The 24,857-nt window shown below is 71.4% G+C and carries 24 protein-coding genes; 6 read left to right on the top strand and 18 right to left on the bottom strand.

Going from position 1 to position 24,857, the window contains the following annotated elements:
* Nucleotides 1-399 precede the first annotated feature (399 nt).
* From purL to purS, 3 genes are read right to left on the bottom strand one after another with little or no spacing between them, the layout of a single operon-like run.
* A complete protein-coding gene (purL, locus tag IEY55_RS08445; protein WP_189055733.1) occupies nt 400-2,703 on the bottom strand; it encodes a phosphoribosylformylglycinamidine synthase subunit PurL in 2,304 nt (767 codons plus the stop codon).
* The gene (gene purQ / locus IEY55_RS08450; RefSeq protein ID WP_189055735.1) at nt 2,700-3,410 is read right to left on the bottom strand and encodes a phosphoribosylformylglycinamidine synthase subunit PurQ; all 711 of its coding nucleotides are present in this window, start codon (nt 3,408-3,410) and stop codon (nt 2,700-2,702) included. Before purQ ends, purL begins: the two co-directional genes overlap by 4 nt.
* On the bottom strand, nt 3,407-3,646 hold the full coding sequence (gene purS / locus IEY55_RS08455) for a phosphoribosylformylglycinamidine synthase subunit PurS (RefSeq protein ID WP_189055736.1): 240 nt from the start codon (nt 3,644-3,646) through the stop codon (nt 3,407-3,409). Before purS ends, purQ begins: the two co-directional genes overlap by 4 nt.
* Nucleotides 3,647-3,875: 229 nt before the next feature.
* On the opposite strand from purS, the gene IEY55_RS08460 reads away from it, so the two are divergent.
* A complete protein-coding gene (locus IEY55_RS08460) occupies nt 3,876-4,901 on the top strand; it encodes an NAD-dependent epimerase/dehydratase family protein (protein ID WP_189055738.1) in 1,026 nt (341 codons plus the stop codon).
* A gap of 526 nt (nt 4,902-5,427) precedes the next feature.
* On the opposite strand, the gene IEY55_RS08465 is transcribed toward IEY55_RS08460, so the two are convergent.
* On the bottom strand, nt 5,428-6,624 hold the full coding sequence (locus tag IEY55_RS08465) for a trypsin-like serine peptidase (protein WP_189055740.1): 1,197 nt from the start codon (nt 6,622-6,624) through the stop codon (nt 5,428-5,430).
* A gap of 181 nt (nt 6,625-6,805) precedes the next feature.
* Between IEY55_RS08465 and IEY55_RS08470 the strand changes: the two genes are divergently transcribed.
* On the top strand, nt 6,806-7,441 hold the full coding sequence (locus tag IEY55_RS08470) for an MBL fold metallo-hydrolase (protein ID WP_189055742.1): 636 nt from the start codon (nt 6,806-6,808) through the stop codon (nt 7,439-7,441).
* A 161-nt stretch (nt 7,442-7,602) separates the two neighbouring features.
* Here the strand turns inward: IEY55_RS08470 and IEY55_RS08475 are convergent, their stop codons facing one another.
* From IEY55_RS08475 to purB, 8 genes are all read right to left on the bottom strand, one after another.
* On the bottom strand, nt 7,603-8,379 hold the full coding sequence (locus IEY55_RS08475) for a DUF2334 domain-containing protein (RefSeq protein ID WP_308424739.1): 777 nt from the start codon (nt 8,377-8,379) through the stop codon (nt 7,603-7,605).
* 106 nt (nt 8,380-8,485) lie between these two features.
* Complete coding sequence (locus tag IEY55_RS08480; protein ID WP_189055746.1) at nt 8,486-8,929, bottom strand: SRPBCC family protein; 444 nt, start codon at nt 8,927-8,929, stop codon at nt 8,486-8,488.
* Nucleotides 8,926-9,327, bottom strand: a complete 402-nt coding sequence (locus IEY55_RS08485; protein WP_189055748.1) for an ArsR/SmtB family transcription factor — start codon at nt 9,325-9,327, stop codon at nt 8,926-8,928. The genes IEY55_RS08480 and IEY55_RS08485 overlap by 4 nt, the downstream gene beginning before the upstream one ends.
* A gap of 180 nt (nt 9,328-9,507) precedes the next feature.
* Nucleotides 9,508-10,401: a phosphoribosylaminoimidazolesuccinocarboxamide synthase gene (locus IEY55_RS08490; protein ID WP_189055749.1), complete on the bottom strand. Its 894-nt coding sequence runs from the start codon at nt 10,399-10,401 to the stop codon at nt 9,508-9,510.
* A 2,017-nt stretch (nt 10,402-12,418) separates the two neighbouring features.
* Nucleotides 12,419-12,838, bottom strand: coding sequence for a hypothetical protein (locus IEY55_RS08495; RefSeq protein ID WP_189055751.1), 420 nt, complete (start codon nt 12,836-12,838; stop codon nt 12,419-12,421).
* Nucleotides 12,839-12,922: 84 nt separating this feature from the next.
* Nucleotides 12,923-13,675, bottom strand: a complete 753-nt coding sequence (locus IEY55_RS08500; RefSeq protein ID WP_189055753.1) for an ESX secretion-associated protein EspG — start codon at nt 13,673-13,675, stop codon at nt 12,923-12,925.
* 76 nt (nt 13,676-13,751) lie between these two features.
* A complete protein-coding gene (locus tag IEY55_RS08505; protein WP_229686185.1) occupies nt 13,752-14,543 on the bottom strand; it encodes an MOSC domain-containing protein in 792 nt (263 codons plus the stop codon).
* Nucleotides 14,544-14,589: 46 nt separating this feature from the next.
* The gene (gene purB / locus IEY55_RS08510; RefSeq protein WP_189055757.1) at nt 14,590-16,023 is read right to left on the bottom strand and encodes an adenylosuccinate lyase; all 1,434 of its coding nucleotides are present in this window, start codon (nt 16,021-16,023) and stop codon (nt 14,590-14,592) included.
* A gap of 216 nt (nt 16,024-16,239) precedes the next feature.
* Here purB and IEY55_RS08515 point away from each other — a divergent pair, with 216 nt between their 5' ends.
* Nucleotides 16,240-17,565 carry a M14 family zinc carboxypeptidase gene (locus IEY55_RS08515; protein ID WP_189055759.1) on the top strand — a complete coding sequence of 442 codons (1,326 nt, stop codon included), beginning with the start codon at nt 16,240-16,242 and terminating at the stop codon, nt 17,563-17,565.
* Here the strand turns inward: IEY55_RS08515 and IEY55_RS08520 are convergent.
* Nucleotides 17,553-18,182, bottom strand: coding sequence for a TetR/AcrR family transcriptional regulator (locus tag IEY55_RS08520; protein WP_189055761.1), 630 nt, complete (start codon nt 18,180-18,182; stop codon nt 17,553-17,555). The genes IEY55_RS08515 and IEY55_RS08520 overlap by 13 nt on opposite strands.
* A 274-nt stretch (nt 18,183-18,456) precedes the next feature.
* On the opposite strand from IEY55_RS08520, the gene IEY55_RS08525 reads away from it, so the two are divergent.
* Nucleotides 18,457-19,062 (top strand): DUF2231 domain-containing protein, encoded by a 606-nt coding sequence (locus tag IEY55_RS08525; protein WP_229686186.1) that lies wholly within the window; start codon nt 18,457-18,459, stop codon nt 19,060-19,062.
* Nucleotides 19,063-19,256: 194 nt separating this feature from the next.
* Here IEY55_RS08525 and IEY55_RS08530 read toward each other — a convergent pair whose 3' ends face one another.
* From IEY55_RS08530 to IEY55_RS08540, 3 genes are all read right to left on the bottom strand, one after another.
* Entirely contained in the window at nt 19,257-19,580 is a 324-nt protein-coding gene (locus IEY55_RS08530; RefSeq protein WP_189055763.1) for a DMT family transporter, read from the bottom strand.
* Nucleotides 19,581-19,999: 419 nt separating this feature from the next.
* Entirely contained in the window at nt 20,000-20,764 is a 765-nt protein-coding gene (locus tag IEY55_RS08535) for a hypothetical protein (protein ID WP_189055765.1), read from the bottom strand.
* Nucleotides 20,765-20,817: 53 nt separating this feature from the next.
* A complete protein-coding gene (locus IEY55_RS08540) occupies nt 20,818-21,336 on the bottom strand; it encodes a SigE family RNA polymerase sigma factor (RefSeq protein WP_189055767.1) in 519 nt (172 codons plus the stop codon).
* Between the two features lie 215 nt (nt 21,337-21,551).
* Between IEY55_RS08540 and IEY55_RS08545 the strand changes: the two genes are divergently transcribed.
* On the top strand, nt 21,552-22,601 hold the full coding sequence (locus tag IEY55_RS08545) for a threonine aldolase family protein (RefSeq protein WP_189055769.1): 1,050 nt from the start codon (nt 21,552-21,554) through the stop codon (nt 22,599-22,601).
* A gap of 413 nt (nt 22,602-23,014) precedes the next feature.
* On the opposite strand, the gene IEY55_RS08550 is transcribed toward IEY55_RS08545, so the two are convergent.
* A complete protein-coding gene (locus IEY55_RS08550; protein WP_229686187.1) occupies nt 23,015-23,338 on the bottom strand; it encodes an ArsR/SmtB family transcription factor in 324 nt (107 codons plus the stop codon).
* A 201-nt stretch (nt 23,339-23,539) separates the two neighbouring features.
* Between IEY55_RS08550 and IEY55_RS08555 the strand changes: the two genes are divergently transcribed.
* On the top strand, nt 23,540-24,088 hold the full coding sequence (locus tag IEY55_RS08555; protein WP_229686188.1) for a hypothetical protein: 549 nt from the start codon (nt 23,540-23,542) through the stop codon (nt 24,086-24,088).
* Nucleotides 24,089-24,645: 557 nt separating this feature from the next.
* Here IEY55_RS08555 and IEY55_RS08560 read toward each other — a convergent pair.
* Nucleotides 24,646-24,807 (bottom strand): hypothetical protein, encoded by a 162-nt coding sequence (locus IEY55_RS08560; RefSeq protein ID WP_189055775.1) that lies wholly within the window; start codon nt 24,805-24,807, stop codon nt 24,646-24,648.
* Nucleotides 24,808-24,857 lie beyond the last annotated feature (50 nt).

The following is a 24,857-nucleotide window of genomic DNA, read 5'->3' on the forward strand; positions in this document are numbered from 1 at the left end:
AACTGAGCATAGGACCGATAAGTGTTTCACTCCAACGAGGAGCTAGGTAACGCTATGTAAAGCGCTACCCCGACCAGGCTGAACTTTGGGGGATGTTTCTGACACGATCGTGCGAACGAGGCCAAGAGAGCTGGGGGATGCCCAGGTGGAGGCTCATCGGCGGTCCTGCTGGTCATCCGGGGCGGCACGTCCGCGGTCGCGGACTGGCTGCCCACGGACTCGCTGCTGATGCGCTCGGCCCTGGACTACCAGCCCGCCGCGGGCATCGCGGTGGCCGTGCTCGGCATGCCGCTGATCGCCTTCGGCGCGCGGCACCGGAAGAATTCGGTCGAACAGCACGGAAAAACGCCGAGCCGGCCCGCTGCGCGAGGTCCGGCTCGGCGCCTGTTCCGGGTTCGCTCAGTCGAACAACGCGGGCAGCGTGCCCTCCCAGGCGGCGCGCAGCTCCGCCAGGTCCACGGTGGCCACGTCCTGGATCTCCAGGGCCTTCGAGGCCGGGTCGACCACGCCGATCCGGGTCCACGGCAGCCCCCGCGCGCTGCACATGTCGGTGAAGCGCAACTCCTCCGAACGGGGGATGGCCACCAGGGCGCGTCCGGCCGATTCGGCGAACAACCACACGAACGGGTCGACGTCGGCCGGAAGCACCACCCGGCACCCGGTTTGCCCGGCCAGCGCCGCCTCGACCAGCGCCTGGGCCAGGCCACCCTCGGACAGGTCGTGCGCGGCGGACACCATGCCGTCGCGGGAACCGGCCACCAGTACCTCGGCCAGCAGCTTCTCCCGCGCCAGGTCCACCGCTGGCGGCCGGCCGCCGAGATGGCCGTGCACCACGTGCGCCCACTCCGAGCCGCCGAACTCGTCGCGCGTGTCGCCGAGCAGGAGCAGCGTCTCGCCGGCCTCGGCACCGATGCCGGCGGGGACGCGCCGCCGCACGTCGTCGATCACGCCGAGCACGCCGACCACCGGGGTGGGCAGGATCGCGGTGCCGCCGGTCTGGTTGTAGAAGCTGACGTTGCCGCCGGTGACAGGGATGCCCAGCTCCCGGCAGCCGTCGGCCAGACCGCGGACCGCCTGCTGGAACTGCCACATCACGCCCGGATCCTCCGGCGAGCCGAAGTTCAGGCAGTTGGTAACCGCCAGCGGCACCGCACCGGTCACCGCGACGTTGCGGTACGCCTCGGCCAGCGCGAGCTGGGCGCCCTGGTAAGGGTCCAGCTTCACGTAGCGGCCGTTGCAGTCGGTGGCCACGGCCACGCCCCGGCCGGTCTCCTCGTCGATGCGGACCATCCCGGAGTCGGCCGGCTGCGCCAGCACCGTGTTGCCCCGCACGTAGCGGTCGTACTGCTCGGTGACCCAGCGCCGGGACGCCAGGTTCGGTGAGGCGACCATTCGCAGCAACGTCTCGCGCAGCTCACCCGGCGTGCTGGGGCGGGCGAGCCGCTCCGGCCCGTCGGCGACCAGCGCGTCCTGGTCCGCCGGGCGCTCCACCGGCCGTTCGTAGACCGGACCCTCGTGCGCCACGGTGCGCGGCGGCACGTCCACCACGGTCTCGCCGTGCCAGTGCACCTGAAGCCGGCCGGTGTCGGTGACCTCGCCGATCTCCACGGCGATCACGTCCCACTTGGCGCACACCCGCAGGAACGCCTCGACGTCATCGGGCCGCACCACCGCGCACATCCGCTCCTGCGACTCGCTGGAGAGGATCTCGGCCGGGGTCATGCCCTCGGCGCGCAGCGGCACCCGGTCCAGCTCGACCCGCATGCCACCCTCACCGGCCGAGGCCAGCTCGGAGGTGGCGCAGGACAGGCCGGCGCCGCCAAGGTCCTGGATGCCCACCACGAGCCCGGAGCGGAACAGCTCCAGACAGCACTCGATGAGCACCTTCTCGGTGAACGGGTCGCCGACCTGCACGCTGGGCAGCTTCTTGCGGCCCCCGCCGGCCTCGTCGCCGGCGAAGGTCTCCGAGGCCAGCACGGACACCCCTCCGATGCCGTCCAGGCCGGTGCGGGCACCGAACAACATGACCTTGTTGCCGACGCCGGAGGCGTGGGCCAGGTGCAGGTCCTCCACCCGCATCGCGCCCACGCACAGCGCGTTCACCAGGGGGTTGCCGGCGTAGGAGGGGTCGAAGACGACCTCGCCGCCGATGTTGGGCAGGCCGAGGCAGTTGCCGTAGCCGCCGATGCCGGCGACCACGCCGGGCAGCACGCGCTTGGTGTCGGGTGCGTCGGCCGGGCCGAACCGCAGCGGATCCAGGACCGCCAGGGGCCGGGCGCCCATGGCCAGGATGTCGCGGACGATGCCCCCGACGCCGGTCGCCGCACCCTGGTGGGGCTCGACGTAGGAGGGGTGGTTGTGCGACTCGACCTTGAAGGTCACCGCCCACCCGTCGCCGATGTCGACCACACCGGCGTTCTCCCCGATGCCGGCCAGCATCTTGGCCCTCATCTCGTCGGTCGTGGTCTCCCCGAAGTACCGCAGGTGCGCCTTCGACGACTTGTAGGAGCAGTGCTCGCTCCACATCACCGAGTACATGGCCAGCTCGGCGTCGGTGGGCCGGCGGCCCAGGATGTCGCGGATCCGGGCGTACTCGTCGTCCTTCAGGCCGAGCTCGCGGTAGGGCTGCGGGTGGTCCGGGGTGGCCGCCGCGTGCTCGACGGTGTCGATCCGCCCGCCGAGGGCGGGTTGCGTGCTGGTCATGCCGCCACCAGTGCGTCGAGAACGGACAGGAACATGCCGAGACCGTCGTCGCTGGGGCCGGTCAGGGCGTCGATGGCGTGCTCGGGGTGCGGCATCAGGCCGACCACGCGGCCGCGGGCGTCGGCGATGCCGGCGATGTGGTTGAGCGCGCCGTTCGGGCTGTCGATCCCGAGGTAACGCTGGCTGGCGTCCCCGTCGACGAGGTAACGGAAGACGACGCGGCCCTCGCCCTCCAGCTCGTCCAGGGTCGCCGGGTCCGCGACGTAGCGGCCCTCCATGTTCTTCAGTGGCACCAGAATTTCGGCGCCGGCGTCGTAGCGCGTGGTCCAGACGGTCTCGTTGTTCTCCACGCGCAGCCACTGGTCGCGGCAGACGAAGTGCAGGCCGGCGTTGCGGACCAACGCACCGGGCAGCAGCCCGGACTCGCACAGGATCTGGAAACCGTTGCAGATACCCAGCACCGGCATTCCCCGCCGGGCCGCGCGGACGACCTCGGTCATGACGGGGGCGAACCGGGCGATGGCGCCGGCCCGCAGGTAGTCGCCGTAGGAAAAGCCACCGGGGACGATGACGGCGTCCACGCCACGCAGGTCGGCGTCGGCGTGCCACAGCGCGACCGGCTCCGCGTCGACGGAGCGCACCGCGCGTGCGGCGTCGATGTCGTCGAGGGTGCCGGGGAAGGTGATGACCCCGATGCGCGCGGTCATGCGTCCACCCGCCGCACGACCCAGTCCTCGATGACCGGGTTGGCGAGGAAGGTTTCGGCGATCTTGGCGAGCGTGGCGTCGTCGACGTCGTCGTCGACCTCCAGCTCGAAGTGCTTGCCCTGACGGACGGAGGTCACTCCGTCGAAGCCCAGCCGCGGCAGCGCCCTGGCCACCGCCTGTCCCTGTGGGTCGAGGATCTCCTGCTTGGGCATGACGTCGACGACGACTCGGGCCACTTGGATAACTCCCGGGCTCAAGGAATGCCACGACCGCGGCATTCCGGTCGGCGGTACGTCCGGAGCCTACCTGAGCTGGGCGTTCGACCTCCGCCGCAGGTGTCGACCCGCACGTGCCCCGCCCGGCTCGCGGAGATCTTTCCGCCGTCATGTTCGCCCTGAGTGGACCGGTGTTCGCCGTCGGTGAGAAGTCGTGGTCGGCGGCCGACGCGGGCAGCACGGTGTCCGCATGCGGGTTCTCGTATTGGGCGGTACGAGGATGTTGTCGAAGGCGGTGGCCGCCGAGGTGGTCGGGCGCGGCCACGACGTGGTGTGCGCGGCGCGGGGGACGTCGGGGCTGGTTCCGGGCGGGGCGCGGCTGGTTCGGATCGACCGCAACGAGCCGGATGCGTATGCCCCGCTTTCCGGGGGATGGTTCGACGCGGTGGTCGACGTGGCGTGGATGTCCTATCGCTGGGTCACGGAGGCCCTGCGCGCGCTCGGCGACAACGCGGGCCACTGGACCTTCGTTTCGTCCATGAACGTCTATGCCGACAAGAACACTTGCGGCCAGGGCATCGACGCGCCCTTGGTCGAACCCGTTCGCGGAGAGGGGGATCCGGGGCAGCAGGACCCTCCCGACCGGTACGGCGGTGTCAAGGTCGCGAGCGAGATGGCCGTACGGGAGGCTGTCGGGGACCGCGCGTTCGTGCTGCGGTCGGGGTTGATCGTGGGGCCGGATGACCCGACCGACCGGTTTGGTTACTGGCCGGCTCGGCTGTCCCGCGGTGGGCGGGTCGTGGTGCCCGACGTGCCCGACCAGCTGACGCAGTACGTGGACGTGCGGGACCTGGCGTCCTGGGTCGTCGACGCGGCCGAGTCCCGCCTGGTCGGGACGTTCGACGGGGCCTGTGCGCCGCTCCCGTTGGGAAAGCTGCTCGGGGGCGTCGCCGCGGTGGTGGCGCCGCCCGGCACCGAGCTGGTGCCGGTCGCCCCCAAGGTACTGACGGAGATGGGGGTGTCACCATGGGCCGGGCCGAACTCGCTGCCACTGTGGCTTCCGGCGGGCTGCGCCGGGTTCACCGCCCATGACGTGGCCCCCTCGCTGGCCGCCGGCCTGCGGATTCGTCCCCTCGCGGACACGGTGCGGGCGGCGTTGGCCGACGAGCGCCGACGTGGTCTGGACCGACCCGGTGTGGCCGGGCTAACCCCCACGAAAGAAAATGAAGTACTTTCAGGTCTTGACGGCGAGCCGATCTTTGCCCCAAATGGTTGAGAGCGGTACGCCGCGGTAACGACGGCTCGCCGTCCCGGCGATCCTCCGATCGGACGCACACTGATCGTGGGACGCGCCGAAGACCAGGACGTGCGACCGTGAGATCGGCGAGCTTCGCGCTCACCGAGGACGAGGCCCCGCCGGGAAGCCCCCCGACCGGCGGGGCCTCGTCATGTCCGCCGTCAGGTGTGCCCCGGGTGGCTGCCGCTCGGACGGGCAGGATCCCGTGGCGAGGTCGCAACGGGAAGCCGCCGACCGGCTGCTGGGCCGCTCACATGCGGCCCAGCACCTTCCGCTGGTCACGCCCCCGCCCACCCGGGTCCGCGCAGCCCACGGCCAGCCTATCGGGCCGTTTTGCCAGGTCAAAATGGGTGTCCACAGGGGAAATGGGCTGTCCACAGGTGGCGGAAAGGGGCTTGACAGCCGCGAGAAGGGGCCGGCAACCGCAGGAGGGGCTGGACAGCCGGGTGTCGGCCGGTGGGCACCACCCTCGCGAGATGTCCACCGGCCGAGGTCCCGGGTCAGCTCAGATCAGGCCGCCGATCTTGTTGGCGATCAGGTCGATGCGGACACCCTGGTTCGGGCAGCCGCCGAAGTGGTGCAGCGCGATCACGCGGTGGGTGCGGCGGGAGAGCACCGGCGAGCCGGAGGAACCGCCTTCGGTGTCGCACATGTAGGCAATGTCCGAGTCGCGGATGTTGCCGTCCACCCGCACGTCCCGCACCTCGCAGTTGCCCGAACGGGACTGGTCGTCGGCCAGCGCCAGCTTCTTGGTCTGTCCGCGCGGATGCTCGACGAGGTACATCTCCTCGCCGATCCCGGGGAGACGGGCGTCCAGCTCCAGGTAGCCGAACTTCGTGACCGCGTTGAAGTTCCGCACGTCGAAAAGGGTGAAGTCGAGGCCGGCGTCGGTCTTGAGGACCTGGTTGCCCAGCACCTTGGTGACCGGCTCGCTACCTGAGCCACCGCAGGTGGGGCACTGGTAGTTGAACCACACCTCGGTCCGCCTGGCGATGTTGGTGTTGGCGAGGCAATGGTTGTTGGTCATCAGGCGGTTGTTCGGACCGAGTCGCCAGCCCGAGCACAGGGTGCGGCCGTTCATCAACAGCCGCGCCACCGGTGGCGTCTTGCTGAACTCGGTCGGCGCGTTGGACCGGTAGCAGACCACGTCCTTGTAGTCGTTGCGGCCACAGATGCTGAAGGGCTGAACAGCGGCCCGCTGCGCGAACTCCAGTTCGGTGAAGCCGCGCGTAATGCGGTCGAGGGTGGCGGAGCTGAGCGGTGACGGGGCCGCACCGTCCCGGCCGCGCAGGCTGACCACCGCGGTGTCGCCGGTGACGGACAGCGCCCAGAATCCGGCCCCGTCCGGGCTGGCCGGGGAGTCGCCGGGAGCGGCCCGGCGCGGGTCGGCCGAGTAGGTGTGGATCTCGGATCCATCGGGGTCGGCGACGGTGAGCGACTCCCCCGGTTGCAGGTGGAGGCCGGCGATGCGGACCTTGACGTACCAGGCGCCCGTCCGGTGGATGGTGGCCGTGGTGGTGTCGGTGCCGAGCCGGACGGAGACGGTTTCCTCGGTGCCGACCTCCTGCGTGCTCTGCGCGGTGGCGGCGGCCCGGGTAGCCGGGGCGTCGGCCGGGACCGGGGGCAGTGCGACGGCCGATCCGGCGAGCATCGGGGCCGCGCCAAGTAACGCGACGGCGATCAGTTGCAGGGTTCTCCGCACAGGGATCACCTCACTGTGTGAGCAGGGGTACACACGGTTCGGTGATGCTGGGGGTGACCGATCACCGCAGTCATCCCGCCGATCGTCGGGACATCACGAGTGGACCGGGGCGCGGCTACCGCGATCGGGCGGCTCGGCGTGCGAGGCTGGCGGGACATCGTCAAGGTTCCGGGGAGGTGCCGTGCGGATCGTCCACTTCGGACATGCCTGCGTGTTGCTGGACACGGGTTCGGCCCGGTTGCTCGTCGATCCCGGTGGGTTCTCCACCGGTTTCGAGACGGTGCAACGGTTGGACGCGATCCTTGTGACCCACCAGCATCCCGACCACCTGGACCTGGAGCGGTTACCCGCGTTACTCGCGGCCAATCCCGGCGCGCGGTTGCTCGCCGACCACGCCTCCGCCGAGCTGATCACCGCGCGCGGCCTGGCCTGCCAATCCGTGCGGCCCGGCGACGTCGTGCACGTCAACGACTCGCACGTGCAGGTGGTGGGCGGGGACCATGCCGTGATCCATCCCGATATCCCGATGATCCCCAACGTCGGCTTTCTCATCGATCACGGGGCGTTCCTGCACCCCGGGGATTCCTTCACCCGGCCGCCGGGGCGGATCGACGTGTTGGGGGTGCCGACCGGCGCTCCCTGGCTCAAGGTGTCGGAGGCGGTGGACTATCTGCGTGCCGTGCGGCCCCGGGTAGCGGTGCCGATTCATGAGGCGGTGCTGGCGAACCCGCAGATGCACTACGGGCTGTTCGAGAAACTCGCCCCGGAGGGCACCACGGTCCGGGTGCTACCTCGTAACGAGCAGGTCGAACTCTGACGCCTGTTCGCCTGCGGCCCTCTCGACACGACGGCGCGCGTTTACGCCATCGCGGTGCGATCGGTCTCGTGGCCGTGCCGCCAGCCAACAGCCGGGCGCCCTCTTCCACCGCGATCTCGTCTCCCGGCGCGGTCGTCGGCACCGGTGGTTCTCGGGTCCGGTCAGGAGGTCAACCGGTCCCGGTGGTGGATCTGCAGGCGTGGCACGGGAACGAACCGCTCCGGGCTGGCGAAGGCGGCGTAGGTGGTGGGTTCGGCATCGTGGTGGAGTGCGATGTCCACGGCGTCGAGCACCGCCTGCCACGGGCCCGGGCGGTCCAGGTCGCGGGCGTCCACCGCGAGCCGCACCAGGCCACCGCGGCGCGCGGCGCGGGCGGCGCCGAGCACCATGGCCCAGCACCACCAGGGTTCCGCGGTGTGGCCACGGCCGAGCCCGAGGACGCGGCCGCGGTGCACCGTGCCGGACCGCAGGTCGTGCACTGCGGAGGCGTCCGCGCACACGGCGAACCCCTTGCGCCGCAGGGCGTCGCGGGTACCACGGGAGGCCAGCCACCGGGGTGGGGCGAAGCAGTCGGTACGCAGCTCCAGCCGGTCCAGCGCCGCTCGCGCCGCGATGAGACGCAGGCCCGCCTCGTGTGCGGGGAGGGCGGCGAACTCGGCGCGCCGCCACAGCGTGGCCGCCGGCCGCCAGCCGGGGTCCGGGTCGGCGGGGTGGGCGAAGCCGTGCACCACCAGGGCGTCGCCCTGCCGCTGCCGGTGCCGGATCCAGGCGAGCACGTCCTCGGCGGGCCGGTCGGCGTGGGTGGGGCGCGGTACCAGGAGCAGGGACAGCGGTACGCCGCGGCGGTCGAGCTCCGCGGCCAGGTCGGCGGTTCGCTCGGCGGTCCGGGGCTGGATGCCGGACAGCGAGACCACGAGCCGAATGGTCACGCCCCTCATGAGGCCCGCCGGCCGTGACACCGGCGTGTCCCCTGGGTGACGGGACCTTGCCGATCCGGCGAACTCCCGTCCGGTTGGACTCGGTCGGTGCACCCGAACGTCGGTGTCAGGCGGAGCTGGCGGCCAGTTCGTCGAGGACCCTGGCCAGGTCGGGTCCCATGGAGCGCCAGCCCCGGCCCATCTTGTCGTAGGCGAAGGCGTCGCGGGGGTTGTCCAGGTCGAAGCCGGAGTGCTCGAAGTGCAGCCGGGTGCCGGCCACGCCGTCGACCTCGGCGGGCTCCAGCCGGTAGCAGACGATCCAGGAGTCGCTGGCCCAGGTGTAGGCCAGGGTCGTGGGCGGGTCGCATTCCACCACGCGGCAGGGGATGGTGCCGTCCGGCCGGAACGGGACGCGCTCGGCCCGGAGGGTGAAGGTGCGGCCGACCTCGGGTACGAAGTCGTTGTCCATCAACCACTTCGCGATGGCGCTCGGTTCGGTCAGCGCGGCCCACACGCGTTCCACCGGATGCGGGAAGAACTCCTGGAAGCGGATGGAGCGGGTGGTGCTCATCGGTCCTCGCCTTTCTGCTCGGGCTGGGTGAGCCAGGCGCAGGGGTCCCACAGCCCGGGGGCACCGGGCTGTGACTTTCCCTGGTCCTCCTGCTGTTGGTCCAGGTACTCGCCGAGCGCCCGCATGCGGTCGGCCCAGAACCGCCGGTAGCCGCGCACCCACTCCTCGACCTCGCGCAGCGGCTCGGCGCGCAGTCGGTAGATCCGCTGCCTGCCGACCCTGCGCTCGCTGACCAGGCCGGCCTCGCGCAGGATCCGCAGGTGCTGGCTCACCGCGGGGCGGCTCATCTCGAATGGCGCGGCGATGTCGCGCACCGGCCGCTCGGAGCGGGCCAGCAGGTCGAGGATGCGTCGCCGCGTGGGATCGGCGATCGCGTGGTACACGTCCTCGCTCGACACACCCGAAGAATAGGTAAGCAACTTCTTACCGGTCAACCCGTGCCCGCCCGAGTCCCCGTCGACGGGGACCCACCCTCTGCCGACGGTGAGCCGAAATGCCTGTTCAGAAGGGGTGCGAAACAGCGTTCACGGGCTCGAGGTGATCGACACGCCGACGGGCCCCGGAGCGTTGAGTGCGGCTCAGCTGCCGGGGGTGGGCCAGTCGACGAAGGAGCGCCCGGAGATCGACTCGTAGGCCTCGATGTAGCGGGCCCGGGTGGCGGCCACGACCTCTTCCGGCAGGGGCGGCGGCGGGGTGTCGGAGGCCCGGTCCCAGCCGGAGGCGGGCGAGGTGAGCCAGTCCCGCACGTACTGCTTGTCGAACGAGGGCTGTACCCGGCCGGGCTCGTATCCCTCAGCCGGCCAGAACCGCGAGGAGTCCGGGGTCAGCACCTCGTCGCCGAGCACCAGCTCACCGTCGGCTGCCTCGCCGAACTCGAACTTGGTGTCGGCCAGCAGCACGCCGCGGGAGGCAGCGCGTTCGGCCCCCCGGGCGTAGATCCGCAGGGTCAGGTCGCGGAGTTGCTCGGCCCGTTCCCGGCCGACAGTGGCGACGACTGCGTCGAAGGTGACGTTCTCGTCGTGGGCGCCGACCTCGGCCTTGGTGGCGGGGGTGAAGATCGGTTCGGACAGGCGGTCGGCTTCGCCCAGGCCGGCCGGGAGGGGGATGCCACAGACGGCGCCGTTGCGCTGGTAGTCGGCCAGGCCGGAGCCGGTCAGATAGCCCCGGGCCACGCACTCGACCGGCAGCATCCGGAGCCGGCGCACCAGCAGGGCGCGGCCACGCACCTCGGCGGGGATGCGGTCGTCGTCCCAGGCGACGAGGTGGTTCGGCGCGACGTCGGCGAGCAGCTCGAACCAGAACACGCTCATCGCGGTGAGCACACGGCCCTTGTCCGGGATGGGCGTGGGCAGCACGTGGTCGTAGGCGGAGATCCGGTCGGAGGCGACGAGCAGCAGGTGGTCGTCGTCCACCGCGTAGAGCTGGCGGACCTTTCCGACGGCGATCTGCTGGTAGTCGGCGAGCGAAGCCACGGGGCAACCCTACGGCGCGCGGTCTGGCCGACCCGGTACGGCCCGACCGGCGCGAGCCCGGCACGCACCGGTATCGGCGGTGGAGACCGGAGCGCGCGGCGCCGGCCGCGCATGCCGTCGATGCCCGGTCCCCGACTGACAGTGCGGAACCCTGTCCTCTAGTCCTCGCCGAAGACCGAGGGGGCGACCCGCGACCCGTCACCCCAGATGTCGTCGGTGTCCTGGAGATAGCCGGCGGCGTTGCCGTCCTCCTCCTCATCGGAGCGGTCAGGCCGGGTACGGGATCCGCGGGCCGGTGCAGCTGAGGGAGCCTCATTCGGGGTTGTGCCACCAGCGTCCGCGGGGCCGTGCGCGGCCCTCCGAGGAGCTATGTGAGGGCTTCCTGCAGCGACCCCGCCGGATGCGGGTCCCAGGGCACCGGCAGGTCCTACCCCACCCTGAGCAATACCCGTGGTTGCCGCCGTCGCCGTGTTGATCGGGCGCGTAGGCGGTTCGGCGGGGCCGGATCCGCCCGCGGAGGACCCGGCAGGAGGCATCGGACCGCTGCCCAACGGGATGGTGCTCCGACCCGGAGGTGGGGCAGCGGGAGATCCACCGGCGTTGGCACGTGTGCCGGTGCCCTCACCGGAATCGGGAGCAGCCCCGCCAGGTACGGCGAGGAGGCCGGACGTGGCGGACCGCGCCGCAGGCTCGGGCGGGTGTCCGGCTGCGGCGGGCGGGGCACTCGTTCCGGCATTGCCACCGGTACCGGGCGCGCCATAGCGGGCGCTCGGCCCCTCGATCGGATCGCTGGGCACGGCAGCCCTGCCCGGTGCGCCGCCGCCCAACGGTGGAACCCCGGGGGCTCCTGCCCGTGGCGTTGTGGACGCCTGCTGACCGCCCGGGGTCCCGCCGCCCACGCTCGTGTCGGAACGAGGGTTCAACGCATCGATCACCCCGCTGCCCGACGAACCACCCGGAACCGGGGAGCCAGCCCGCACACCGGTGCCGGGCGACGAACTCGATGTACCGCCTTCGACCCCGGGCCCCATGCTGCCTCCCGGACCGTTTCCGGTGGCTGCACCGGCACTTCCCGCGCTGGCCAGGGGCGGGTGAACCGATGTGCCCCCGGGTCCCGGCACGAATGGGTTCGCGGTACGAGAGCCTTGTGCACCAGGGGTTTCCACACGCGAGACCACATGTTCTCCCGGTGCGTCAACGGGAGCCGGACCTGCCGATGCGCCAAGCCTGCGCGGGCCGCTCTCACCGCCCGCGAGCCCACCTCCGATTCCGCTGCCACCGGTCGCGGTCTCCGATGGCCTGAACGCATGCTCACGGGTGCCCCGGAAACCGGGTGCCATCGCACCTGGGGCAGCGCCCCCACCAGCGGTGCCCCCTCCCGTGGTGCTGCCATCGGCACCTGGTGGGATTACCGGCGCGGGCAGGAACACCGGTAGGCCAGCCATGGTGGAGCTGACGTTGGTGTCATACGCCTTGGCAAGATCGCGGGCGCGCTCTTCCGCCTGCCGCGCAACACTTTCCTGTACCTCCTGATCGCGTCTGGTCGCGAACAGGTTGCCGATGCCAGGCTCCAGCGCGGTTCCCGCGCCGTTGACACGAACCGGCGGGGGCATCTCGTTCTTGATGTGGTCGAACGATCGCGCAAGGGCCTCCGCTCCATCGCCGACTTCCGCGGAGACTCCCTTGGCGTCCAGGGCGAAGCGGGCCAGCGGTGACACGCCGTCCTTCATGGCCTCGGCGGCCCCACCCTCCCACGTCGTGTCGGATTCCTCGAGCGCGTTGTCGATGAGGCCGCGCACTTTGTCGAACCGAGCACCGATGCCGTCTTTCCAGGTGCGTACCGAATCGGCGACGGACTCGCTGGAGCCCCTGCCGAACCACTCGTAGAGGGTCGCGTGATCGATGGCGTCCCAGTTGGTCCCCGAGGTCACGCCGCTCATTCCCGTTCTCCCGCCGCGGTTTTCGATTGGTCGACAAGCAACCACGGTCCCGGCAGGGCACGGTCGTGGCTGCACGGCTACAGCCGCATCTGGTCCTGATCGGTCTGTTCGTAGGTGGCGAGCGAGGCATCGATCTGCGCGATAACCGAACGCAGTGCGTCCACGGTGCTGTCGATCGCGTGCGTCAGCGATCCGCTCTCCCCGGTTGCCTTGTCGCCCAGGTGCCTGACTGCTTTGCCGCTCACCGGATCCTCGCCCGGTGGGTTGATCGTGGCGAGCTGCCGGACGAGCGTTCGCGCGGCCCGCATCTCCTCGATCGCCTCGGAGAACCTGGCCTTGAGTGCGGGGGCTTCGTGGGTGCGTACCCGGAACCGGGCCAGGGGAGCCGCACCGGGATCGCCGGCATCCTCCGCCGAGCCGGAAGCCGGCGTTCGCGCGGCCATCGGCACCATCAGGTTCAGCCAGCCTCCGAGGTCGTGACCTTCCGGCACGGCCATCCCCTCCATCCGACGGCGTTCGTCCCAGTGTGCCCATTCGGTGTTGGTTACGGGTGTGGGTTGCGGCAAGTCGCAGGTCAGGTGTCAGGTGGAGTCCAGCAGGTCTCGCGCTAGCTCGACCAAGCGGAGCCGGTCGGTGGGTGCGACCGTCACCCACCCATCGCGTTCGTGGAGCGCGTAGCGGCCGCGGTCGGTGTCGGTCACGGTGATCACCCAGGGTGTTCTCCTGCGGTTGCCCCACCTGTCCCACACCGCCGCACCGAGCTGTCCGGCGGCGATCCGCTCACCTCCGACCATGTCCACCAGCAGGCGGGCGTCGTTGGGCCGCACGCCCGCATCCAGCAGGGCGGACTCGAACTCGTAGTCGGCCTCGCCCGCACGAGTCGCCTGCTCGACCGTGGCCGCCGGCAGGTTGACCGCGCCACCGGGGCCGGGCGGCACGTCCGGCAGCACGTCGATCATTGCCGGTACGAACGCGGTATCGCGGACCTCTTCCAGGCGCAGGGTGCCGTCGACGAGCACAGCGAGGACGCCGAGCCCGCCCTGGACGGCGGACATCGCCCGGACCTCCGGGCCCGGCCCGGGGGCCCAGCGCAGGTCCAGGGCCGCGGCGGGCCGGGCCAGGGTCCGCAGGGCCGCCTCCAGGTCGGCATCGAGCGTGCCGTCGGAACGGACCAGGTGCCGAGCGCGCAGGGCCTCCCATGCCTGGTCGTCGATGCGCGCGGCGTCCTCGAGGGTGCCGCCGAGTTCTGTGGTGGCCAGTACGAGCGGGCGTTCGGCGAGTCCGGCCCGTCGCCACACGACGTTGAACTCGGCCTGCTCCAGCGAGATCGGCACGTCGGTTTCCTTCCGGCTTTCGCGGTTGGCCCACGATGGTGCCGGCCGGCGTGTGGGACTTTCGTCAGCCGTGGAGTTACTGGGCCCAGCGGAGCACGGTGCAGGTGTCGCCGACCGCGATCGTTCCAGGCTGGGTTACCGCAGCCTTCATGCCGAAGAAGACGCCGCTCTCCTGCGGGTCGCGCCGGTAGGTGGCCAGCGTACGGAGCGGTTCGGGGCCGCTCTTCCGGCCGATCTCCTGGTCGACGGTGGGGACGGGGCAACGCTTGCAGCGCTTCGCGTAACCGATCTCCACGTCACCGACGAGGGCCTGCCGTACGTCGTCCTCGCGGTGGGGCTCGTCCCACCCGGCGAGGACGATGTTGGGCCGGAAGCGGTTCATCGGCAGCGGGTCCGCGCCGCGTTCCACGAGGCGTTGGTTGAGCTCGTCGAGCGAGCCCAGTGACGTGATCAGGAGTGCGTGCGCGTCGGCGAAACCGGTGGTGCCGGGGGTTTCGCCGGAGGCGACCCGCTGGTGCTCGGGCGGCACGCCCACCAGCCGGCAGCGCAACCGCAGGGCCTCGCCGAACCAGTCGGCGGCCTCGTCCCCCTGGTCGACGCCGGGGCCGGTGTGCCGGAAGACGGTCACCTGCCGGCGCGGGCCGTCCGGGGCGACGGTCAGCTTGAACTCCTCCATGCCCGGAGCGGACACGACCAGGGTGGCGCCGTCGTCGAACAGCCGAGGCCGGACCGTGGCCATCGCGGGCAGGCTCCGTTGGCTGACGAACTGCCCGGTGTCGCTGTGGACGAGCATGAGCTGGCGGTCGTGGCGCAGCCCCCGCAGGGTGACTTCGGTGCGGTCGAGGGGGATTCCGGCACAACCCTTCACCGGATAGACGGTTAACGCATGTACCCGGCTGGCCCGCATCGACCCCTCACAGAATCGGTTCAGGAACATACTCGGCGGCTCGCGGGTAGCGTGCCACGACGTCCTCGACCCGCCGAACGATTTCCGCGACCTGGGCGGCCGCCGCGCCGGTGAACGGCAGCCGGTCGGCGAGCAGGGCGTCGAGCTGGTCACGGTCGAGCGGGATGCGCTCGTCGGCGGCGAGTCGGTCCAGCAGCTCGTTGCGCTCGACGCCCTTCTCCCGCATGGCCAGGGCGGAGGCGACCGCGTGCTCCTTGATCGCCTCGTGCGCGGTCTCGCGGCCGACACCGGCGCGCACGGCGGCCATCAGCACCTTGGTGGTGGCCAGGAACGGCAGGTAACGCTCCAGCTCGCGGTTGATCACGGCGGGGAAGGCGCCGAACTCGTCGAGCACCGTGAGAAAGGTTTCGAGCAGGCCGTCGAAGGCGAAAAAGGCGTCCGGCAGGGCGACCCGCCGCACGACCGAGCAGGACACGTCGCCCTCGTTCCACTGGTCGCCGGCCAGCTCGCCGGTCATCGAGGCGTAGCCGCGCAGGACGACGGCCAGGCCGTTGACCCGTTCGCAGGAGCGGGTGTTCATCTTGTGCGGCATGGCCGAGGAGCCGACCTGGCCGGGCTTGAAGCCCTCGGTGACCAGCTCGTGGCCAGCCATCAGCCGGATGGTCCTGGCCAGCGAGGAGGGTGCCGCGGCCAGCTGCACCAGCGCGCTGACGACCTCGAAGTCCAGCGACCGCGGGTAGACCTGGCCGACGCTGGTGAACGCGTGGGCGAAGCCGAGGTACTCGGCGACCCTGCGCTCCAGCTCGGTGAGCTTGCCCGCGTCCCCGCCGAGCAGGTCGAGCATGTCCTGGGCGGTGCCGACCGGGCCCTTGATGCCGCGCAGCGGGTAGCGCGCCAGCAGCTCCTCCAGACGGCCGAAGGCGACCAGCAGCTCGTCGGCGGCGCTGGCGAAGCGCTTGCCCAGGGTGGTGGCCTGCGCGGCGACGTTGTGCGAACGGCCGGCCATGACCAGCTCGGCGTTCTCCCCGGCCAGCCGGGCCAGCCGGGCCAGCAGTGCCACGCACCGGTCGCGGACGTGTTCCAGGCTCAGCCGCACCTGCAGCTGCTCGACGTTCTCGGTCAGGTCGCGCGAGGTCATGCCCTTGTGCACCTGCTCGTGGCCGGCCAGGGCGTTGAACTCCTCGATCCGCGCCTTCACGTCGTGCCGGGTGACCCGTTCCCGCTCGGCGATGGAGGCGAGGTCGACCTGGTCGAGGACCCGCTCGTAGTCGGCGACGGCACCGGCGGGCACGTCGACGCCCAGGTCGGCCTGGGCCTCGAGGACGGCGAGCCACAGGCGCCGCTCGAGCACGACCTTGTTCTCCGGTGACCAGAGGCGGGCCATCTCGGTGGAGGCGTAGCGGGCGGCGAGCACGTCGGGGATGCGCGGCTTGGAGCTCACGGCAGCAGCCTAACCGGCCTGTTCAGCGCCCTGCCCGACGCCGTCCGGCCGCACGGCGGGGCGCGGCTCCGCCCGCCGCGGTGGCGATCTTGGTGCTGTGGCCGGGGCACTTCCGACGAACGGCGGGTTCCGGCGGATGCGCTCATCCTGACACTGGCTGGCACCGACGCGGCGGCCCCGACCCCTGCTTTGCCGCCGCGCGGGTTGGAGGTGTCCGTGTTGACCAGATCCCTGTTCCGCCGTGGCCTGCTGGCCGCGGCTCTGGTGTTACCCCTCATTCTCGCGACGGCACCCGCCGGTGCGCAGCCGGCCGTCGACGACACTTCGCACATCTGGCGGGTGTCCGCCGACGACCGGCGGATCGCGACGTTGGCGGACGCCGGTTTCGATGTGGCCGAGGTCCACGGTGGCAGCGCTCACGTGGTGGGCGACCGGGCGACTGCGGATCGCCTGCGCCGGATGGGCTACCGGGTCGAGTTGCACGACACGGTCCACAAACCGGTGCCGCCCGGGCTGGAGGCAACGGGAGACACGTTCTACGGCGGGTACCACACCTCGGCCGCGCATTCCGCGCATCTGGACGAGGTTGCGCAGAAATGGCCCGATCTGGCGTTCGTCGTGGACATCGGGGACAGCTGGCGCAAGACGAGGGGGCGTGGCGGGCATGACATCAAGGCGATCTGCCTGACCAAGCGGGAAGCCGGTGACTGCGGGTTGAACCCGCGGTCGGCCAAGCCTCGGCTGACCGTGATCGCGCAGTTGCACGCGCGGGAACTGGCCACCGGCGAGGTGGCCTGGCGCTGGATCGACTTCCTGGTCGAGGGTTACGGCCACGATCGCGAGGCGACCACCGTGCTCGACTCCACCGAGGTCTGGGTGGTGCCGATCGCCAACCCGGACGGTGTCGACGTGGTCGCCTCCGGCGGCAACCGCCCGAAGATGCAACGGAAGAACGTCAACACCAGCTACGGCAGCTGCAGTGGCACCGGTGTCGGTGTCGACCTGAACCGCAACTCCAGCTTCAAGTGGGGTGGGGACTCCACGCGCCCGTGTTCGCAGACCTACCAGGGTCCGCGGGCGGTGTCGGAGCCGGAAACCGCGTCCCTGGAACGGTTTTTCACCGCTTTGTATCCGGACCAGCGCGGTCCGCGTGACACCGACCCGGCGCCGAAGGACGCCACCGGTGTGATGCTCACGCTGCACAGCTATGGGAACTTCATCATCATTCCCTGGGGTTGGACGGAGCGGCCGACACCGAACGACGCCGGGCTTCGCGCTCTGGGCAGGGATATGGCGCAGTCGAACGGCTACCGCGTGGGCACCAACGGTGACACCGTCGGCTACAAGACCACGGGAACGACCGACGACTTCACCTACGGTGAGCTCGGCGTTGCCAGCTACACCTTCGAGATCGGCTCGAGCCGGGGCAACTGCGGTGGCTTCTTCCCGCAGTACTCCTGTGTGGACAGTCTGTTCTGGCCGCAGAACAAGGGAGCGTTGCTGACGGCCGCGAAGGCGGCGAAGGCGCCCTACCGGTCCTGACCGGTGGCTGGCATCCCGGCCGGGAATCCCTGGTCGAGAGCGTCGTGCAACATCTTGCGGGCGGCGGTGCGGGGGTCGGGGTCCACCTCGATCAGGGCGTTGACCACCGCGCCGTCGGCCAGCGCGACCAGCTGGTCCACCCGCTCGTGGTCGGCCGGCAGGCCACAGCGGGCGAAGCTTTCCAGCAGGAGTTCGTGCAGCTCGGCGGACAGTTCCCGCATCAGGGGCCGCAGGTAGGGGCGGCGGCCGGTGGCGACGAGCCGCTCGTAGCGGGAGAGCACGGCCTCGGCGTCGTGTTCGGAGGCCGGGCCGAGGAGCTGGTCGAGCAGGATCTCCACGACCGCGTCCACGCCGCGCTGCCGGCTGCTCAGTTCGGTCAGCTTGGCCCGGCCGCGGGCCAGCTCGGTGCGGCCGTGGTGCTCGGCGGCGGCCGCGACCAGGTCGTCGAGGTCGGTGAAGTAGTAGGTCGTGGAGGCCAGCGGCAGTCCGGCCCGCTCGGCCACGGCGCGGTGCCGGACCGCGTCGAAACCGCCCTCCACGAGCAGCGCGGCCGCGGCCTCGACCAGTGCCTGCCGCCTGCGCTCGCCCTTCGGTGTGCTCGCCGGACTGCCTGACATGGCTAGGGATGGTGCCATGGAGGGGGTGGCGGGTTGCCGCCCCCGGCTCGTCGGGTACCCGGCGCGCAGTGGCCATGAGCCGGTGGGACGGCTGGTTGGTGGAGGTGGTCACGAGCGCGTCCGGAGCCGTGGCGCGGAGCCGCCGGTCACCGGCCGCGGCTGCCACCCCGCGGGTGGCGTCGTGCGGTCGCCGTCCCGGCTGGCACGACGCTCGGGACGGAAGGCCGGTGCACGGCGGCCACCGAGCGGCACCGGCCGGTGCGGGTGCCAGCGCATGAGACAGGAGGCGGTCATGTCCGGGATCTCCGACCAGCCGGTGAAGCGTTCGAAGTGGCCGGTGTCCAGCCTGGCCGGGCCATATGGTCATCCCGTGCACGCGGTCGTGGTGGGGTGGCCCATCGGTGCGTGGTTGTCGGCCGCGGTGCTGGACGTGGTGTCGTTCTCCGGTTACGAGCCCGCCGCGCTGGCGCGCGCGGCGACCTGGTTGATCGGGATCGGCCTCGTGGGGGCGCTCGTCGCCGCCGCGACCGGGGTGCTGGACTTCCTGATCGTGCCGCGCGGTACGCACGCGTGGCGCATCGCGTTGGCGCACATCGGGCTCAACTCCACCGCGTTCGTGGTGTTCCTCGTTGATTTCCTCGTGCGGTGGGGTGGCCCGGACGAGCGCGCGGCACCCACCGCGGCGTTCGTGCTGACGCTGGTTGGTGTGGTGGTGCTGGCCGGCGGTGGCTGGCTGGGCGGTGAGCTGGTGTTCCGGTATGGCGTGCGGGTCGCCGAGGAGCACGACCAGGCGGTGGGCTACCGGCACGTCTCCGAGCGGCGGCGCGCCGCGCACGGCCCGTTCGCACCGGGCTGGGAGGGATTCCCGCCGAAGGTTTAGCCGGCTGGAAACCGTCTGACCACCTGGGGCACCGCCGGGCCGGGGTCCTGCGGCACGTCTGGCTGATGGACAGCGCAGCCCCCGCCACGCAGTGATGGTCGTCGTGCGGGGCATGGCCGAGGCCACCACGATTCCCCTGTCACGTCGGGCCAGCCAGGACTTCCCCCGCTCTCCGGGGCCGGTGTGGCGCGGGTTCAGGCGGCGCTCGCGGCCAGCTTCAGCCCGACGATGCCGGCCACGATCAACACCAGCGACGTGATCCGAAGCGCGGAGACACCGTCCCCGAGCCACACCATGCCGATGACCGCGGCGATCAGGGCGCCGATCCCGGTCCAGACGGCGTAGGCGGTCCCGACCGGCAGGTACCGCATGGCCCAGGCCAGGCCGGCGAAGCTCAGTGCGGCCGTCACCAGGAAAGTCACCGTCCAGCCGAGCCGGGTGAACCCGTGCGACAGCTTGAGGGCGACCGCCCAGCCGGCCTCCAGGATCCCGGACAACAGCAGAACAACCCAGGCCATGGCACACCCCCACACGATCTAGCACACTCGTACCAAAAAAGTAGCACGACTGTACCAAAAAGAAGTGCTCCGGTGCGGCAACCCACCACCTGCTCCAGCCCGCCTCCCCACCCCGGAAGATCGACGGGGCCCTGCACAGCGCGACAGCAACGCGCCGCGGACGTGCCTCAGGTGCGCAGATCCGAGGAGTTCGGGCGCAGATCCAACCGAACACGCGCGAGCGGGGCCTCGGCGCGAGACATCCCAGCCCCGACCCGCTACCTCTGTGGCTTCCGGGGGAGCAAGTCGTTAGCGACGCGAACGAGAACCCGATCTGGGCTCGGCGTTCCGGTCCGGGTGCGGCCACGCGTCAGGACGGTCGGGTGGTCACGGCTGACGCCGCGCTGGACCCTGCTGTCCGAACGCTTTCCCAGCGGTTGTCAGAACTGCTCGGCGATGCGCTGGGCCAAGCGCTGCACCGCACCCGCGAACGGGGCCTGGTTGGACCCTTCCTGCGGCTCGCTCAACACCGTCAGCGAGCTGCCCGAGCGGGCGTATGTGGTGTAGCCGACGGTGCCGTTGTCGCGCTTGAAGGAGCCTTCGGCCCGCTGGGTGTCCCGCGGGCCCAGGATCACCGAGACGACACCGAGCGCGTCACCGTCCCGCACCACGAAGGCCGCCCCGCGGGCGCCGGCCGGGCAACCCCGCGCCGTGTCCGGGTTCCGGCCGGCAGCGGCCGGGAGCTCGCCGGCGAGGGCGACGGCGAGCTCCCGGTCCGCCGTTTCGCACCCTTGCGGGGTGCCGCCGGTCCCGGGACCGGCACTCCCCGAGGTTCCGCCCCCCTGCTTAGGCGGGTCCTCCGGGATGCTGTCGGGCGGTGGCCCTCCGGGCAACCGCGAGGGAACCTGTGCCCTGGGGTCCAGGTTCTGGTTGTTCGGCGGCACGGCCTCCGCGCCGGGCGGCTGCCCGTCCTGCGCGGAGAACACGCTCCCCGACCCGTCGGGTTCCCGGTCGAGCATTCCAACACCGAATACCGTACCGCCGAGCAACACCGCGGCACCGAAGGCCGAGCCCATCGCGACGGTCGTCCGCCGTCGCAGGGTGGCGCGCCGGGAAGCCGCGGTCACGTCGCGCTCGTCGAAGGACGCCGGTGGCGCGTCACGCACCGCGTCGCGGAACAGCTCCGCGAGCCTGTGCTCGTCCACCTACAGCCACCTCCTCGACCACGGGCCGCGCAACGCGGGCCGTCCCGCCGGGCTCACGACGCCGACCGCAGGTCGTCGAGCGCGTCGCCCAGGGCGGCCCGCAGGGCGTCCAGCCCGCGCGCCGTCTGGCTCTTCACGGTTCCCTCCGAGCAGCCCAACGCCTCCGCCACGGCGGCGACGTCCAGCCCCTCCAGGAACCGCAGCACGAGCACCGCGCGCTGCCGTGGCGGTACCCGCCGCAGGCCGCCGAGCAGGGCCTCCCGGGTGGCCACCGCGTCGCCCAGCTCCGGCCCGGAGCCGCTGACGTCGGGCAGGTTTTCCACCTGCCGCTCCCGCCGCCACGGTCGCCGGGACTCGTCGATCACCGCGCGCACCAGCGTCCTGCGGACGTAGGCGTCCAGGGCCGCCTTGTCCCGGACCTTGCGCCACCGCCGGTGCAACGCGACGAACGCGGTCTGGGCGAGATCGTCCGCGCGGTGCCAGTCGCCGCAGAGCAGGAACGCCATTCGACGCACGGCGTCGCGCCGAGCCACGAAGTACGCCGCGAACTCCTGCTCCTCGCGCTGGTCCACGCGGGACTCTCCGCTCGTCGTGCCTGCACCCAACTGGACGGAACGTCCACCCTCCACGGTTGCACGTTCCACCGGCGAGATCCACGTCACCCTCTCGGCGGGTCGCCACAAGGGTGACCGGACGGGCCGCGCCGTACCGGCCCACACCGAATACGGTGCCGGGGCGGGGCGAGGGACGACCTGATACCTACTCGCGAATATGGTGTGATCGTCCCGTGACCACCTCTGCGTCGCGGCCAGAGCTGGCTGCCCAGCCTATCGACCTCCGGTCCGACACGGTGACACGGCCGGATGAACGCATGCGGGCCGCGATGGCCGCGGCGGAGGTCGGTGACGACGTGCTCGACGGCGACCCGACGATGCGGGAGCTGGAGGAGCGCGTCGCGAAGGTCCTGGGTGTCGAGGCGGCGTTGTGGGTGCCCAGCGGTTGCATGGGGAACCTGGTGGCACTGCTGGCGCATCTGCGGCGGGGTGACCGGTTCCTGGCGCCGCGGGGCGCGCACGTGTTGGAGAACGAGCTGGGCACCCCGGCGTGGCTGGCCGGTGGGATGCCCGAGGCGTTGCCGTGGGATCCGGGCCCGGGTCGGGTGTCCGCCGACGCCGTGCGGGCCGCCGCCGGTGTCCCGGGCCCGTACTACACGTTGCGCAGCACGCTTCTGTGCCTGGAGAACACGCACAACGCGGCGGGCGGGGTCGTGCTGCCGCCGGAGGAGCAAACCGAGTTGGTCGCCACGGCGGCCGGCTGCGGCCTGCGGGTGCACCTGGACGGTGCGCGGTTGTGGAACGCGGCCGTGGCGTTGGGTGTCGCGCCGGCGACGTTGACCGTGGGGGCGGACACGGTGCAGGTCTGCCTGAGTAAGGGGTTGGGCGCGCCGGTGGGCTCGCTCGTGGCGGGTTCGGCGGACTTCGTCACCGAGGCGCGGCGGCTGCGCAAGATGCTCGGCGGCGGTGTGCGGCAGGGCGGCGTCCTCGCGGCGGCCGGGCTGGTGGCGTTGGAGCGGATCGACGACCTGGCCGAGGACCACGCGAACGCGGCCCGGCTGGCCGAGGGCCTGGCGGAGCTGGGTTGGGAGGTCACCCCGCCGCAGACCAACATCGTGCTCGCCCGGGTGTCCGACCCCGCGGCCCTGCTCGGACAGCTCACGGATGCCGGGGTGCTCGCGGCTCCGATGGCCGGCAACATCCGGTTCGTCACCCACCGCGACGTCGGCAGGCGCAGCATTGACGAGGCGCTCCGCCGGATCCGGGCGGTGCGCCACGGCTGACCAGTTCGTCGAGGGAATGCCTCGCGGTTGCGCAGGATCGCTCTCCGGGGCGCTGGGCTTACCGTGGGAAGAACGGCGTGCAGAGCGCGGGGCCCGGCCACGAGTGCGTGGACGGCGCGGGTGGCATGGCCAGGCGGGTCACGGCCGACTGGCCACTCCCGGCTGTGCCTCGACCTTCCCTCGCGTTGTGGGTCCCCGCCTGCGGGCTGGTCACCGGCGAGGCTCAGCCGTACCCGTCTGCCGTGGAGCGACCCGATGTCGAGGGCGACGCGACTGTCCGGGACGGCCCGCTCGCCGAGCCGGGCTCCGGGCGGGCACGCGAGGAGTTCTGTCGAACCCCGTGCGTCACCGCTCCTGGGCCCGACGTTTCTGGTCCGACTTCCTCGGCGGTGCCCCGGCGACGGGCGGCTCGCTCATCCGGGTTCCGCCTCCAGCGCGCGCCGGAGTTCCGCGACCGCCATCGCGCGCTGGTGCTGGTACTTGCCGATCCAGCCCGCGACGAGATCGGCAATCGGTCCCGGGTTGAGATAGTGACGCTTCTCCCGGCCACGCCGGAAGGAGATCACCAGCAACGCGCTCTCCAGGACGGCGAGGTGCTTGCTGACGGCCTGCCTCGACACATCCACGTTCGCGCACAGCTCGTTCAGCGTCTGACCGTTGCGGGAGTGGAGGCGGTCGAGCAGGTGACGGCGGATGGGGTCTGCGAGAGCGCGGAACACGGAGTCGTCGTCGAGCACGGTGCCTGAAGTTATGGAAGCTAACTGTTGCATGCCAACGCCTTTTTCGGACAGATCGGATCGTTCGTCACGCATCGGGGTGGGCTCGTCGGGGCTGGGTGGGCGCGGCGCACGCGGCGTCGGGGCGGGCCGGTAGCGTGCGCTCGACCGATCAGCTGGGGGAGGGAGTAGGGGGCAGTCATGTCATTTCCGTCCCAAGCGGTGCGCTTCGTTCCGGCGGACGGGCCGGTGTCCGAGCCGGTGACCAAGTTCGGCGGGCAGCCGGTGTGGCTCGGTGAGCCGGCGTGGCCACTGTCCAAGGAGCTGGGCCGGCCGATGCGGTTCCTCGGGCAGGTCCGGCTGCCGGGCGAGGAGGTCCGCCTGGCATACCTGTTCCTGACCGACGACGTGGCGGAGGAGGTGGACAGCACCTGGGAGCCCGAGGGTGGTGAGAACGCGTGTTTCTGCCAGCCCGGACGGCTGCCGTCCTTCGTGTCCACCGCGGCGATCTCGCGCGGGCCCACGCACGGCCCGGACCACCTGGTCGAGGTGGTACAGCCGGAGGATGACGGGGAGGAGGTGCTCTGCTGGCTCGGTGGGGAGCCCACGTGGCTGCTGGGTGACGAGAGCCCGGCGGGCGCCTGGAGCTTCCTCGCCCAGATCGACAGCTGCGACCTGCCGTTCGACGTCGACTTCGGTGAGGACGGCGTGGGGTACGCGTTCGTGGACGAGCACACCGGCGAGGGCCGTTTCCTCTGGCAGAGCGACTGAGACCGACAAGGAGCAGCGGGGCGCACCTGCGGGCGCCCCGCCACCACCAGCACGAGCACCCGCCCCTGCAAGGGCGGGTGCTCCCCACATCGGCGCTCGGCACCCAGACGAGACCGCAGCGTCTCGATCGCGGTTTGCCGCGAAGTACCGCATCCACCAGCGCCCCGTCCACAGGGGCCGGCCGCGGGCAAGGAATGGTCGATCGACCACCCGCCACACCGCTTCATTCGCAGCGACACCGGCGCACTCACGGAACCACAACAGGTCCACCTCGACTTGGTCTTCGGTGCGCCGGAGCCCGCATAGGCGCCGCGCCTCGACAACCGGACGCCGCGCAGCATCCGCACCAACACCCCACCGCCCGACGCCAGAGCGCGCACACCGCAGTGGCGTGTGCGCAGGTATGGGGGCCAGGCTCCTCGCAGGCAGTCTCACCGTGCCGTCTCGATCGTGACCGCCAAGAGCGCAGAACCGGCCGCCCGCCGCGTGCGGCATCCCGACGGCTGGCGAACACCGAGCCGTCGACGACCGCACGTCAGCGGGCAGCCATGCTCCCGCTAGCGGGGAAGCCGGCCCTTCTTGGCCCACCCGACCGCGGCCGTGCCCAAAAACAGCGCACCGCCGATCACCGCGAGCCAGAACAGCCCCTTGATCAGCGCTCCGACCAGCGATAACGCCAGCCAGGCGACGAGCAGGACACCGATCACACGCCACAACACGGCAGACCTCCCCCGTTCGGTGTTCACCCTGCCCAACGATCGAGAGGCCG

Origin of the sequence: Longimycelium tulufanense (assembly GCF_014645795.1) — a bacterium.
GTDB lineage: Bacteria > Actinomycetota > Actinomycetes > Mycobacteriales > Pseudonocardiaceae > Longimycelium > Longimycelium tulufanense.

Bases quoted from the DNA above. Each gene is read 5' to 3' on its own strand.
- purL (WP_189055733.1), bottom strand. From the start codon at position 2,703: ATGACCAGCACGCAACCCGCCCTCGGCGGGCGGATCGACACCGTCGAG.
- purQ (WP_189055735.1), bottom strand. From the start codon at position 3,410: ATGACCGCGCGCATCGGGGTCATCACCTTCCCCGGCACCCTCGACGAC.
- IEY55_RS08460 (WP_189055738.1), top strand. From the start codon at position 3,876: ATGCGGGTTCTCGTATTGGGCGGTACGAGGATGTTGTCGAAGGCGGTG.
- IEY55_RS08475 (WP_308424739.1), bottom strand. From the start codon at position 8,379: ATGAGGGGCGTGACCATTCGGCTCGTGGTCTCGCTGTCCGGCATCCAG.
- IEY55_RS08480 (WP_189055746.1), bottom strand. From the start codon at position 8,929: ATGAGCACCACCCGCTCCATCCGCTTCCAGGAGTTCTTCCCGCATCCG.
- IEY55_RS08495 (WP_189055751.1), bottom strand. From the start codon at position 12,838: ATGGCCGTGCCGGAAGGTCACGACCTCGGAGGCTGGCTGAACCTGATG.
- IEY55_RS08520 (WP_189055761.1), bottom strand. From the start codon at position 18,182: ATGTCAGGCAGTCCGGCGAGCACACCGAAGGGCGAGCGCAGGCGGCAG.
- IEY55_RS08525 (WP_229686186.1), top strand. From the start codon at position 18,457: ATGAGACAGGAGGCGGTCATGTCCGGGATCTCCGACCAGCCGGTGAAG.
- IEY55_RS08530 (WP_189055763.1), bottom strand. From the start codon at position 19,580: ATGGCCTGGGTTGTTCTGCTGTTGTCCGGGATCCTGGAGGCCGGCTGG.